12 protein-coding genes and 1 riboswitch are annotated in these 12271 nt (G+C 52.4%); of the genes, 7 read left to right on the forward strand and 5 right to left on the reverse strand.

Going from position 1 to position 12271, the window contains the following annotated elements; translation table 11 throughout:
• Positions 1-8 precede the first annotated feature (8 nt).
• The 3 genes from MJ923_RS01510 (at position 9) to MJ923_RS01520 (ending at position 3329) form a co-directional block, all read left to right on the forward strand.
• Positions 9-455: a DUF3293 domain-containing protein gene (locus MJ923_RS01510; RefSeq protein WP_240589606.1), complete on the forward strand. Its 447-nt coding sequence runs from the start codon at positions 9-11 to the stop codon at positions 453-455.
• A 98-nt stretch (positions 456-553) separates the two neighbouring features.
• A riboswitch (Lysine riboswitch) is annotated at positions 554-729 on the forward strand.
• A 138-nt stretch (positions 730-867) separates the two neighbouring features.
• Entirely contained in the window at positions 868-2226 is a 1359-nt protein-coding gene (gene lysC / locus MJ923_RS01515; protein WP_240589607.1) for a lysine-sensitive aspartokinase 3, read from the forward strand.
• Positions 2226-3329: a succinylglutamate desuccinylase/aspartoacylase family protein gene (locus MJ923_RS01520; protein WP_240589608.1), complete on the forward strand. Its 1104-nt coding sequence runs from the start codon at positions 2226-2228 to the stop codon at positions 3327-3329. Before lysC ends, MJ923_RS01520 begins: the two co-directional genes overlap by 1 nt.
• Before the next feature lie 71 nt (positions 3330-3400).
• Here the strand turns inward: MJ923_RS01520 and asnC are convergent, their stop codons facing one another.
• Both asnC and rluA read right to left on the reverse strand, forming a co-directional pair.
• Positions 3401-3862 (reverse strand): transcriptional regulator AsnC, encoded by a 462-nt coding sequence (asnC, locus tag MJ923_RS01525; RefSeq protein WP_126165772.1) that lies wholly within the window; start codon positions 3860-3862, stop codon positions 3401-3403.
• A 78-nt stretch (positions 3863-3940) separates the two neighbouring features.
• Positions 3941-4615 (reverse strand): bifunctional tRNA pseudouridine(32) synthase/23S rRNA pseudouridine(746) synthase RluA, encoded by a 675-nt coding sequence (gene rluA / locus MJ923_RS01530; protein ID WP_240589609.1) that lies wholly within the window; start codon positions 4613-4615, stop codon positions 3941-3943.
• A gap of 156 nt (positions 4616-4771) precedes the next feature.
• Between rluA and MJ923_RS01535 the strand changes: the two genes are divergently transcribed.
• Both MJ923_RS01535 and MJ923_RS01540 read left to right on the forward strand, forming a co-directional pair.
• Positions 4772-6982 carry a winged helix-turn-helix domain-containing protein gene (locus MJ923_RS01535; RefSeq protein ID WP_240589610.1) on the forward strand — a complete coding sequence of 737 codons (2211 nt, stop codon included), beginning with the start codon at positions 4772-4774 and terminating at the stop codon, positions 6980-6982.
• A gap of 293 nt (positions 6983-7275) precedes the next feature.
• Positions 7276-7464 (forward strand): hypothetical protein, encoded by a 189-nt coding sequence (locus tag MJ923_RS01540; protein WP_240589611.1) that lies wholly within the window; start codon positions 7276-7278, stop codon positions 7462-7464.
• A 260-nt stretch (positions 7465-7724) separates the two neighbouring features.
• Here the strand turns inward: MJ923_RS01540 and MJ923_RS01545 are convergent, their stop codons facing one another.
• From MJ923_RS01545 to MJ923_RS01555, 3 genes are read right to left on the reverse strand one after another with little or no spacing between them, the layout of a single operon-like run.
• Positions 7725-8012 carry a hypothetical protein gene (locus MJ923_RS01545; protein WP_240589612.1) on the reverse strand — a complete coding sequence of 96 codons (288 nt, stop codon included), beginning with the start codon at positions 8010-8012 and terminating at the stop codon, positions 7725-7727.
• 2 nt (positions 8013-8014) lie between these two features.
• Positions 8015-8533, reverse strand: a complete 519-nt coding sequence (locus MJ923_RS01550) for a class I SAM-dependent methyltransferase (protein ID WP_240589613.1) — start codon at positions 8531-8533, stop codon at positions 8015-8017.
• Positions 8530-8940, reverse strand: coding sequence for a hypothetical protein (locus MJ923_RS01555; protein WP_240590226.1), 411 nt, complete (start codon positions 8938-8940; stop codon positions 8530-8532). Before MJ923_RS01555 ends, MJ923_RS01550 begins: the two co-directional genes overlap by 4 nt.
• A 362-nt stretch (positions 8941-9302) precedes the next feature.
• On the opposite strand from MJ923_RS01555, the gene fccA reads away from it, so the two are divergent.
• Positions 9303-11084, forward strand: a complete 1782-nt coding sequence (fccA, locus tag MJ923_RS01560) for a fumarate reductase flavoprotein subunit FccA (protein ID WP_240589614.1) — start codon at positions 9303-9305, stop codon at positions 11082-11084.
• 167 nt (positions 11085-11251) lie between these two features.
• Positions 11252-12241: a 2-hydroxyacid dehydrogenase gene (locus MJ923_RS01565; RefSeq protein WP_240589615.1), complete on the forward strand. Its 990-nt coding sequence runs from the start codon at positions 11252-11254 to the stop codon at positions 12239-12241.
• Positions 12242-12271: the final 30 nt, after the last annotated feature.

Raw genomic sequence — 12271 nt, forward strand, 5'->3', positions numbered from 1 at the left:
TCTTTTGAATGATTCTCACACGCATGGACAGTCATTTCGAACAGCTTTGGCATCTCTATCAGTCGACAGAATTTCTGTTGACTCAGCAACTTTCTCCTTTTTCCCAGTTCGCCATTATCACAGCCCATAATCCTCAGGGGCGGATTTTGACTGCCTGTCAGAACCGTTTGCGGGATCGGGCGCTGCTCAGAGACATTGAATCTCTGGGGGTGCCTTATCGGGCCATGATAGGGGCGAGCCGCGATTTGTCCCATATGGAAAAAAGCTGGGCGGTGTTTTTGTCCAGAGAAGACGGCCTGGCGCTCGCCAGACGCCATCAGCAAAACGCGATTTATTATGTGGCCGAAAACCAGCTTGAGCTGCTGCCATGCCTGATGCAGGCAACGCCGGCGCAGATGGGGGCGTTCAGCGAGCGGGTGCGGTTGGTGAGCGAACTGCCGGATCTTGGCCGATAGCGCGATTGCTCAGCCAAACACAGTTTTTATCAAGTTGGGTAATTTCGGATTGACTTGATTAGGTCTTTATTGCTACTTTTTTCGTCCCTTCCTATGGAAGGCACAGAAGAGGAGCGTCAACTAGGTAGCAAGTTTGAGGAGTACCCACTCCAACGACGACTTGCGAGGGAGATTGGCGCCGAGGCGTGCACTGCGGGGTAAGCGGTCCATGTCGGTCGTTCAGGCTGAATCCTGACGATTGTCACCTGTAATTTGGTGGAGAGCTTCTGGTGACGATCGCTTTTCCCTCCTATTGGGGTGCCGAATCTTTGCACCAGGCTCTTCGAACGAAGTCAGTTCGGAGCTAACACATGAAAACCCTTACCAATCAATTTGCTGCTTTCGTCTATTCGCCGTCGACGGAGGTGTGCTGATGTCTCTTGTCGTAGCCAAGTTTGGCGGTACCTCTGTTGCCGATTTTGACGCTATGTCCCGCTGCGCCGATATAGTGCTGGCCAATACTGCGACCCGGCTGGTGGTGGTCAGTGCATCCAGCGGTGTGACTAACCTGCTGGTGGAACTCACCCAGGCCACTGTGACCGATGAGCGTCGGTTACAGCTGCTTAAGCAAATTGCCCAAATTCAGTACGCTATCCTCGACAAACTGAGCCGCCCACAGGATGTGGCTGCTGCGCTCGATAGCCTGCTGTCGCGTATTTCTGTGCTCAGTGAGTCACTTATCCTTAATCGCAGCAAGTCGATTATGGATGAGTTGCTGTCCATGGGCGAGCAGTGCTCGTCATTGATTTTTGCCGCCGTGCTACGTGAAAAGGGCGCCAGTAGCGTTAGCTTTGATGTGCGGCAGGTGATGCGGACCGACAGTCACTTTGGCCGCGCAGAGCCGCAGATTGAAGACATTGCGGCGCTGTCACGTGACTTTTTACAACCGCTGCTGGCAAGCCAGATTGTGGTGACCCAGGGCTTTATCGGCGCCGATGCCGACGGCCAAACCACTACCCTTGGCCGCGGTGGCAGTGACTATTCGGCCGCCTTGTTGGCCGAGGCGCTGCGGGCCGATGCGGTAGAGATCTGGACCGACGTGGCTGGTATCTACACCACAGACCCACGTTTGGCACCTAATGCACGCCCCATTGCTGAAATCAGTTTTAACGAAGCAGCTGAAATGGCTACCTTCGGCGCCAAGGTGCTGCATCCAGCCACCATTCTGCCTGCCGTTCGTCAGCAAATTCAGGTGTTTGTGGGATCAAGCAAGGCCCCGGAAAAGGGCGGCACCTGGATCCGTCATCAGGTGGACAATCCACCGACCTATCGTGCCGTTGCGGTACGCCGCGATCAGACTCTTTTGAACCTGCACAGCTTGCAGATGCTGCATGCCCGCGGCTTTTTGGCAGAAACCTTTGCCACTTTGGCGCGTCATAAAATTTCGGTCGACCTTATCACCACGTCTGAAGTGAACGTGTCGCTGACGCTGGATAAAACCGGTTCCGACTCCACCGGCAGTGGCCTTTTGAGTGAAGCCTTGTTACAGGAGTTGTCGCAGCATTGCCGGGTGCGGGTTGAAGATAACCTGGCGCTGGTGGCCATTATCGGTAACCGTATCGCCAGCACGGCGGGTATTTGCCGTCAGGTATTCAGTGTGCTCGAGTCCCACAATGTGCGGATGATTTGCCAGGGCGCCAGCCCACATAATCTGTGCGTCTTGGTGGCTGAGAGTGAGGCAGCGCAGGTGGTGAAAGCATTGCACGAAAACCTGTTTGAAGGCCAGGCATAATGCGGGTTGATAAGCACGAAGTGCGGGTGGGCGAGCTGGCTGCCGGTCAGCCGCTGTCGCTGCCTGTTTATCGCTTTAGCGGTAAGGGTATGGGCCCAAGTGTTTACATTCAGGCCAATGTGCACGGCGCCGAGGTACAGGGCAACGCGGTGATCTATCAGCTGATGAAGCTGCTGGAGCACTACGAGCTGCTGGGAGATATCCAGTTGGTGCCGCTGGCAAATCCTTTGGGAATAAACCAGAAGAGTGGCGAGTTTACCCTGGGCCGCTTTGATCCCATTACTGGGGTGAACTGGAACCGTGAGTATCTCGACCATGGCTTTAATATCGAGGTATGGTATCAGCAGCATGCACATTTGGATGATGAGGCGCTGGTAACGGCGTTTCGCGCCACCTTGGTGGAAGAGTGCGCCCGCAAGCTGGGAAATCCCTGGGGTGTGACCACAGGGCACAGGCTTGCGGTAACCTTGCAGGCGATGGCACACAGGGCTGATATAGTGCTGGATTTGCACACCGGCCCCAAGTCGTGCAAACACTTGTATTGCCCTGAATATGAGCGTGATGCGGCGCAGTTTTTCTCGATTCCTTATACCTTGCTGATCCCCAACAGTTTCGGCGGCGCGATGGATGAGGCGGCTTTTGTGCCCTGGTGGACGCTGGCTGAGGTGGCTTCGAGCCGTGGCCGCGAACTGGGGGTGAAAGTCTCGGCGTTTACTTTAGAGCTTGGCAGTCAGGAGCGTATCGATCTCGATGATGCCCTAGAAGATGCCGAAGGTATTCTGGCGTATCTTAGCCACCGCGGGGTGATTGCCGAGAAAGTGCTGCCCAAGCCGATGAAGCGCTTTGGCTGTTTTCTGAAGAATTACCGTAAATTCCATGCGCCCAAGGCGGGGATGGTGGAGTATCTCGGGAAGGTAGGCGTGCCGATGAAGGCGGGTGAGCCGCTGGTGAATCTGCTCAGATTGGATTTGTACGGCACCGGTGAGGAACTGACGCCGCTTAAATTGCCTGAGGACGGAGTGCCGATACTGCATTTTGCATCGGCGTCTGTGCATCAGGGCACCGAGCTTTATAAGGTGATGACCAAAGTCTTTGAGCTTTGAGTCAGTTAAACAAAAACACCGGACATTGTGCCGGTGTTTTTGTTTTTAAGCTTTACAGTGCCAGAGTTGGATCAGGGCTTTACCGCTCGGACAATCGGATTTTGCAGGCTTATTAAGGTCTCGGTGGACTGAATTTCGGCAATGGATTGAATGCGGTTAATCAGCACATGTTGCAGGCTGTCGATAGACTGACACATGACTTTGACGAAAATGCTGTAGTTGCCGGTGGTGTAGTAAGCTTCAACCACCTCTTCGAGGGCATTGAGTTTGGCAATAGCTGCAGGGTAATCGCCGGCACTTTTCAAATTAATGCCGATAAAACAGCACACATCGTAGCCCAGCGCCTTGGGGTTTACCGTAATTTGGGCGCCGGTGATGATACCAGCCTGCTTCATCTTTTCGACCCGCACATGGATGGTACCCGCACTGACGCCGAATCGTTTGGCCAGTTCGGCAAAGGGAGTGCGGGCATCGGCCATCAGGGCCTCGAGGATCTGATTGTCCAACTGGTCACGCTGAAATGATGTATCCACTGCTTACTGCTCTAACTACCAAATGATTGAACAATAATTTACGGGCTTTAATGTGAATTTTCCAGCGAAAAGGTGACTTTACTGCTCACCAATCGGCTCGGCGAACGGCACTTCGGCATCGAAGGTCAGCGGCTCGGCCGAATAAGGATGTGTGAAGCTGAGGCTGGCTGCATGCAGCAGCAGACGGTCTGCAAGAGACTTCGCCAGCGGGTCAGCATAGAAGCCGTCACCCAGGATGGGGTGTCCAAGGGCCATCATATGTACCCTGAGCTGGTGACTGCGGCCGGTGATGGGGGTGAGCTTCACCAGCGTCGAGCGCTTGCCGTAGCTGACGACTTCCACATGGGTGAGAGAAGGTTTACCTATCTGGTGATCGACCTTTTGTTTGGGGCGATTGGGCCAGTCACAGATAAGCGGCAGATTGACGCTGGTATCTTGCTTAACGTGCCCTGCAACCCGCGCATAGTATATTTTGTGGGTTTCCCGGTCGCGGAACTGACGCTTGAGTTCGCTTTCGGCGCTTTTTCGCAGGGCATAAACCATGACGCCGGAGGTGGCCATATCCAGACGATGCACGACCTGACTGTTGGGATGCTCGGCCTTTATCCGTGACCAGATACTGTCGTAATGAATAGGATCGCGACCGGGCACCGAGAGGATGCCGCTGGGCTTATTGATAACGATGATGTCCTTGTCCTGGTGCAAAATCTCCAGCCAGGGTTTGCAGGGTGGATTGTAAACAAAATCGTCCATTTGCGGTCTCGATACGGTCTTTGGGGCGCTAAAGATACCCAAGGGTAACCACAGCGGCAAGTTCAATGAAAAGATAGATGTGTGCTGCCGCTTCCCCTCAGGCACCGATATTGATTAAATACAGAAAGATAAAACTAAAGTAACAAAGCGAACGGCATGTTTAATAATAATAAATATCGCTTGGGCGAGTACCTTGTTGTACCCGAGCGTTGCGTGGTTTCTCGGGAAGGCATAGATACCAAGCTGGAATTGCGCGTAATGCAGGTGCTGGTGTGCCTGATTGAACGTGCCGGTCGCCCTGTGAGTCGGGATGAGCTCATTAAAGAAGTGTGGCGCGGTGGTGTTGTTTCTGACAACGCTATCAATCGAATCATTGCACTGCTTCGCAGCGCCCTCGGTGATGATGCCCGCAGTCAGAGAGTTATTAAAACCGTGCCCAAGGTCGGTTATCTGGTGGTTGCCGAAATTGAGCAAATCAATACGCCTCTGCTAAAAACCGTGGCTGCTGTCCCTGAGAGCCATGCAGCCGCGACGCTTTCCGGCAAGGCTGAGACCGAAAACAAGCCGGCATTTGACGCCGCAACCGATAGCCCGACTTCAGACCAAATCAACCAGCAGCTTGCTACACCTGTTAAAACTCCCCCGCATGGCAGTTCCCGAAGTGGCAGATTGCTGGGTTTTGCCTTGGCAGGCCTGACTGTGTCACTGGCTATCATGGGGGGTATTCAGTATTTCAGCAAAGCGCCGCCGGTTGAAAATATCTCCCCTATTAAAGATGTGATTGCTTCTCTTGAACCACTGACTTCGCTGGATGGGCAAGAGGTTGACCCGATTTTGTCTCCGGATGGTTCTCAGCTGGCGTTTTCATTTCGGCCATTGAATGAAGAAACATGGCGGGTGCTGGTCCAGGATTTACGTACTGGCGTTGTTTCTCAGGTTGCAGGCAGCTTTCCCGGAAAGATGAATGGCCGATATCCGGCATGGGCGGAGGATGGGCGTCATCTGGCCTACCTTCGCTATGATGGCGTGGCAAGGTGCGAGTTAGTGCTGGTCGATATTGTTTCTGAAGATGAGCAGATAGTGGGCTCCTGCGGAGCGACCAATCAATCGAGCGCCTTGACCTTCAATGGACGACAGCTGTTTTACATAGACTCAGCGAGTATCGAGGACTTCAAGAAAATCTACCGTCTTGATTTGGATACCTTGCAAAAAGAGCAGATAAGTCAACCTCATATTACCGGACGAGGGGACCTGAGCTTTGCCTTGTCTCCTGACGGAAGCCAGCTGGCGGTACTGCGTAACTCGGGCTGGTCAGATACCCAAATTATGCTGTTTACCCTCTCATCCGGAGAGTGGCGCAGCCTGCATAAGGTGGGTTATCCACTTCGCAGTATCGCCTGGAGTGGTGACGGAAAAAGCCTCATCTACCGTGCAGAAGAAGGGCAGCTACACCAGTATAACTTAGCCTCTGGCCAGGTCACCCGTATTACTAAAATTTTGCAGGAAATCAATTCACCCAAATCCAACGCCCGGGGGCAGGTTACAGCGGTAGTAGGTGAATTGGTGGAAGAGGAAATCTGGCTGTGGGACTCCCCCCTGACCACCGACTCCAGCCCCAAACCGTGGATTTCTTCCAGTCGCAGAGATTATAGAGGGGCTATAAGCCCGGATGGCAGCAGAGCAGTCTTTGTTTCCACCAAGACTGGCTTACCTCAAATTTGGATGCGAGAGTTTGATGGGGTAGAGCACAAGCTAACTGACTTAAAACGTTTCTCATATATTGATGAGTTGTCTTTCTCAATGGATGGCAGCATGGTTGCAGGTTCTATCAATGGCGCGGCCTTTACGTTAGACCTGGCTACGGCTCATTTAAATATGGTCCCCAATATGACAATGGTAAGAAATATATCTTTTGGCATTAAGCATGGCGAATTAGTCATGACAGATTTATCTAACTCCAGCGGAAAAATAAAACTCGTAAATGCATTTTCTGGAGAAGAGTTGAGAGTTTTGGTGATTGGTGGTTACTCAGGAAGATATGATTGGGCTACAGGTGATTTCTACTTCTCAAAGAAACATGTACGCGGTACTTGGTCGCTGAGGAATGGCGTGGAGGAGCTTATTACTGAGGATTTTACACCAGTATTCTCTGAGGCTTGGCTCGTAGATAATAAAGATATGTGGTACCTGGAAAAGGATGATGGGCAATTCTACCTAACTCGCCAGTCGGTTAACACTAACGAAAAAGTTCGCGTGGACATCAAGGTAAAACACCTTTCTCTTCGAAACATATCGATGTCTAAGGACAGGAAAATCTTACTTTCAGTTCTCACCAACTCAAATACCGATGTTGTTTATCTAAATTAATCAGTTGTTTACTGGTTAGTAAGGTTTTCATCATCTTTTCATTGTCGCGTTCCGGTACTGGGTTTCCTATCGTTAACCCCGTCAGCCGACTTGGTTGCGCACAACAAAGACGCCTTACCCTGAGTCGCTTTGATTTGCTAATCCGCTGGTCGCAAAAAGCAATGGCGCATCCCCGTGGCCAAGTTGGTTGACACTTAATTTTTATCTGACGCTTTAACAGCAAGCGTTGGATTTTACGGTAAGTATAATAATTCTGCTCGTAAATTATAAATTAATCGGTTGGAGTCAACGCAATGAAAAAGTATATCAATCACCTCTTGGCTGGTGCAGTTTTTACTTCAGCCGTAGCCATGCCTTTTATGTTTGTTAAGCAAGATACTGCCGAGCAAGAGCAAACGATAAAAGTTTCTATGTGTGAGCCATTCCCTGAGTGCTATATCTACCGTGTTGACGAAGCACCAGCGGTAAATAACGAACTGTAATTTTAGTTATTCACGAATGTTAGTTAATGGCCTTGGCCGTTAATTAAATACCTGCGAGATTCAGGAGGATAGCAGATGTGGTCTATCAGTCTTTATGTCGTGGGGACACTGAGTGGGTTATTCATAATCTACTACGTGTTTATCAATGTGGTTCTTGCGTCCGAGGAATCATGTTTGCTTGACCAACAGGACGACTAAATCTCCCTTTCCGCCAAAGTGGGCACCTTGGGTAACCTGGGTGCCACTTTTATTTTCAGCGTTTAAATCCCCATATCCCGCAGATGCATAATGGCAAAGGTCCAAACCACAAATGCCAGGGTACCGTGTACCAGTGCATAAAAACCCTGATCGAGCCGTTTCATTCCCTGGGAATGCCAAATCAGCCAAAGATGAGCGCAAAGGATGACGGGGTACGTCACCAGCAGGGGATAGTAAAACAGCGGGTTGCCCTGGCCTGTGATGGCGCGTCCGAGTATGGCCCACACCACAATAAAGGCGGTAATTAGCGGTGGCAGCGCGTTTCGGTATTGCTCTGGGTAAGGAAACATGTTCAGTCCATGGGTTTACGGCAAATGATGCTTGCCTTGAAGGCACCTTCGCCTTCAACCGGCGTTTGCTCACCATAATACACTTGTTGCCAATGGGCAAAGCGTCGCTTGAGTTCAGCGTCTTCCAGTAAAAAATCCGGGTTGCGCGGCCTGCCAATCTGCGCCTGTTGATGAGTAAAGGTTTCATAAATCAACAAACCGCCGGGTTTCACCGCTGCTTCCAGCAGCGCGAACAATGGCCGATGCAGATAGTTGAATACCAGGACCAGGTCGAATTGACCAAGCGGCGCCTGAGGAGGCGTTTCCAAATCCCGCGCCAGCAGTTTACTGCGGGTATGCTGCTTCAGCTCATCTTCGAGTCGCTGCAGGTCGATATCCAGAAAGCACACCTCGTGGCCCCTCGCCAGAAACCAGGCGCCATTACGGCCGCCGCCGCAGGCCACATCGAGCACTGTGAGGGGAGTATCTGCCAAAAACAGATGCGCAAACCTCTCAAACAGAGGAGATGCAGGCGCCTTCATCCCTTGATTTCCTTCCGGCTTTCAATACGTCTTCTGTGCCAGATGGAATAGTGTCTAAGCCCAGCCGGGCCGTGTGATACCAGTACCGACAGTAGCAGTACCGCCACAAAAATTTCGGCTTTATGGTCAGAGAAGGGAATAAACAAGCTCAGCAGCAGGAGCTTAAGTAGCGTCAGTACGCCTTTGAGTTGGATAAGCCAGCGCCAATCCCGCACAATTTCCCAGCCCATCAGGGCACTGCCGCTGAGCATGGCCATTAGCCAGAAATCCTGCCACTCGGGCTTGGCCACTCCCAGGAGCACTCCGCCACCCACGCCGCAAATCCCCAGCAGATGTACTGCCCGCAGTGCGGTCTTGCTTATCCGCTGGATCCAAAAGCGTTTTTCAGAGAGCTCTTTGTCGGCCATGTCGGTGTTCTCTACCCTAAAAAACCGCAGCATAACAGCATGTGGCGTTACTTTGGAGCTGTGCCGGGGAGTTTGACGGTGGCAATGCCGCTTTTTCTTTGTAAAGTGTTGCCCGTCTGGCATTTTTATATAAGTCGCTGTGATCTTGTTCAATCAACGCAACAAAACCTCGGGGTACCCAGCAAATACTGACAATGATTGATACAAGTTGGGACAGACTGTGACGGCACCGAGAAAAATACCTCTTTAGATAGTGCTACCATTTCATCGCAGGTTAGCGTTTTACTCCGTATATAACCATTAACTAAGTGTAAAACACGCCGCAAAAATACCTCTTAATAAGTAGTTTTGGAGGAACACTTATGTTCACGGGAGCGATGAAAAAAACCATGCTGGCTGTCATGATCTCTGGGGTCATGGCCGGCACTGCCTGGGCCAATGCAGACAATCTGGCCGATTTCCATGGTGATAACGGCTGCGACAGCTGTCACCAAACCGACAAGGGCCCAACCAACGATAACCTGACCCATGAAAACGCCCAGTGCGTGAGCTGTCACGGCGATCTGAAAGAAGTGGCCGGTGGAGAGCGCGAAGGCATAGTGTCTCCTCACCAATCTCACCTCATCGGTGACATTGCTTGTACCAGCTGCCACAAAGGCCACGAAAAATCAGTGACCTACTGTGATGCTTGCCATAATTTCGGTTATGACATGCCTTTCGGTGGCAAGTGGGAGCGCAAGTTCGTACCTGTGGATGCTGAAAAAGCCGCCCAGGACAAAGCTATTGCCGCTGGCCCACGCGAGAGCACTGACGTTGTGATCATCGGCTCTGGTGGCGCGGGTCTGGCCGCAGCCGTTTCTGCCCGTGACGCTGGCGTAAAAGTTATTGTGCTTGAAAAAGAGCCGGTTCCAGGTGGTAACACCAAGCTGGCTGCCGGTGGTATGAACGCTGCCGAAACCAAGCCTCAGGCCAAGCTTGGCATCCAGGACAAGAAACAGATCATGATTGACGACACCATGAAAGGTGGCCGTAACATCAACAATCCTGAGCTGGTAAAAGTGCTGGCCAACAATTCTTCCGACTCCATCGATTGGCTCACCGCACTGGGTGCCGATATGAACGACGTGGGTCGCATGGGTGGCGCCAGTGTTAACCGCAGTCACCGTCCAACCGGTGGTGCCGGTGTGGGTGCCCATGTGGCGCAGGTACTGTGGGATGCCGCCGTTGCCCGCGACACGGATATCCGCCTCAACAGCCGTGTGGTACGCATTCTTGAAGATGGCAGCGGTAAGGTAACTGGCGTACTGGTTCAGGGCGCTTACACAGGTTACTACGTGATCAAGGCTGACGCCGTGGTGGTTGCCACCGGTGGTTTCGCCAAGAACAACGATCGTGTTGCCAAGTATGATGCCAAACTCAAAGGCTTCAAGGCCACCAACCATCCGGGTGCGACCGGTGACGGTCTGGACGTGGCAACCCACGCCGGTGCTGACACTGTGGATCTGGAATACGTGCAGGCTCACCCAACCTACAGCCCAGTGGGCGGTGTAATGGTGACCGAAGCTGTGCGTGGTAACGGCGCTATTCTGGTTAACCGCGAAGGTAAGCGTTTCGTCAACGAAATCACCACCCGCGACAAAGCCTCTGCCGCCATTCTGGCTCAGAAAGGTGAAAGTGCGTACCTGGTGTTTGATGATTCAGTGCGTAAGAGTCTGAGCAAAATTGAAGGCTACATCCACCTGAAGATTGTTAACGAAGGCAAAACCGTGAAAGAGCTGGCCGAGAAACTGGCTATGCCTGCGGCCGAACTGGAAAAATCCATCGCCAGTTACAATGGCTTTGTGAAATCCGGTAAGGATGAGCAGTTCGAGCGCGCCAACCTGCCGCGTGAACTGGCCACTGCGCCTTTCTATGCCATCGAAGTAGCGCCTGCGGTGCACCACACCATGGGCGGCGTAAAAATCGATACCAAGGCTGAAGTTGTCGGCAAAGACGGCAAGCTTATCGGCGGTATGTATGCAGCCGGTGAAGTGACCGGTGGCGTGCACGGTGCCAACCGTCTGGGTGGCAACGCCATCTCCGATATCGTGACCTTCGGTCGTATCGCCGGTGCCCAGGCGGCCCAATACGCCAAAGATCATTAATCTTCCTTAGTATGGGGCACTCGATTGCCCAACGTCAGGCGGCCCTTCGGGGCCGCTTTTTTATGGTCCTTGCGCAGCAAAGGTGATCCGCTTCACCTTTCTGGCGACGACAGCCATGCAGAATTGGCTTACACTGCGGCCATTCACGCAATTCTCAGGACTTTTCCATGAAAATCGGATTCTTCAGCGCCAAACACTACGATATGCAGCACTTTGACCGGACCAATGTGGGCTTCGGTGCCCACATCGAATACTTCGATTCGCGGCTGTGCATGCAAACCGTGAAGCTGGCTTATGGTTTTGAAGTCATTTGTGCCTTCGTTAACGATGAGCTGTCGGCCGAGGTGCTCAATGAATTGAACGCCAATGGCACCCGGGTCATTGCCATGCGCTGTGCCGGTTTTAACAATGTGGATCTCGATGAAGCCAAACGCCTGGGAATGACAGTGGTGAACGTACCGGCTTACTCGCCTGAGTCTGTTGCCGAGCACACGGTTGCGCTGATGCTGACTCTTAACCGCAAGATCCATAAGGCCTATCAGCGTACCCGCGACGCCAACTTTTCCCTCGAAGGCCTGGTGGGCTTTAACATGCACGGCAAAACCGTGGGGGTGGTTGGTACCGGCAAGATTGGTCTGGCGACCATCCGCATCCTGCTGGGCTTTGGCTGTAAGGTGCTTGCGTTTGACCCATATCCCAACCCGGCGGTTGAAGCTCTGGGCGTACCATATCTGAGTCTCGATGAGCTCTTCCCCCAATGTGATGTGGTGAGTCTGCATTGCCCGCTTACCAAAGAGAACCACCACCTGCTGCGCGCCGATACCTTCGCCAAAATGAAGCCCGGCGCCATGGTCATTAATACCAGTCGTGGTGGGCTGCTCAATGCCATGGATGCCATGGAAGCGCTCAAAACCGGTCAAATCGGCGCTTTGGGTCTGGATGTGTATGAAAACGAAAAGGAACTCTTTTTCGAAGATAAGTCCAACGAAGTGATCCAGGACGATGTGTTCCGCCGCTTGTCGGCTTGCCACAACGTGGTTTTTACCGGCCACCAGGCGTTTTTAACTGAAGAAGCCCTGGGCGCCATCGCCCATACCACCTTAACCAATGTGCATGCTGCACTCAGTGGCGAGCGCAGCGGAAACGAACTTTTCTGAAATTGTGCGCTGACACAAGACTTTGGGCTT

It is taken from the genome of Shewanella zhuhaiensis (assembly GCF_022484835.1).
In the GTDB taxonomy this organism is placed as follows: domain Bacteria; phylum Pseudomonadota; class Gammaproteobacteria; order Enterobacterales; family Shewanellaceae; genus Shewanella; species Shewanella khirikhana.

What these genes read in the sequence shown, in the direction of transcription:
- MJ923_RS01510 (WP_240589606.1), top strand. Translation starts at nt 9, where the DNA reads ATGATTCTCACACGCATGGACAGTCATTTCGAACAGCTTTGGCATCTC.
- lysC (WP_240589607.1), top strand. Translation starts at nt 868, where the DNA reads ATGTCTCTTGTCGTAGCCAAGTTTGGCGGTACCTCTGTTGCCGATTTT.
- MJ923_RS01520 (WP_240589608.1), top strand. Translation starts at nt 2,226, where the DNA reads ATGCGGGTTGATAAGCACGAAGTGCGGGTGGGCGAGCTGGCTGCCGGT.
- rluA (WP_240589609.1), bottom strand. Translation starts at nt 4,615, where the DNA reads ATGGACGATTTTGTTTACAATCCACCCTGCAAACCCTGGCTGGAGATT.
- MJ923_RS01535 (WP_240589610.1), top strand. Translation starts at nt 4,772, where the DNA reads ATGTTTAATAATAATAAATATCGCTTGGGCGAGTACCTTGTTGTACCC.
- MJ923_RS01540 (WP_240589611.1), top strand. Translation starts at nt 7,276, where the DNA reads ATGAAAAAGTATATCAATCACCTCTTGGCTGGTGCAGTTTTTACTTCA.
- MJ923_RS01545 (WP_240589612.1), bottom strand. Translation starts at nt 8,012, where the DNA reads ATGTTTCCTTACCCAGAGCAATACCGAAACGCGCTGCCACCGCTAATT.
- MJ923_RS01550 (WP_240589613.1), bottom strand. Translation starts at nt 8,533, where the DNA reads ATGAAGGCGCCTGCATCTCCTCTGTTTGAGAGGTTTGCGCATCTGTTT.
- MJ923_RS01555 (WP_240590226.1), bottom strand. Translation starts at nt 8,940, where the DNA reads ATGGCCGACAAAGAGCTCTCTGAAAAACGCTTTTGGATCCAGCGGATA.
- fccA (WP_240589614.1), top strand. Translation starts at nt 9,303, where the DNA reads ATGTTCACGGGAGCGATGAAAAAAACCATGCTGGCTGTCATGATCTCT.
- MJ923_RS01565 (WP_240589615.1), top strand. Translation starts at nt 11,252, where the DNA reads ATGAAAATCGGATTCTTCAGCGCCAAACACTACGATATGCAGCACTTT.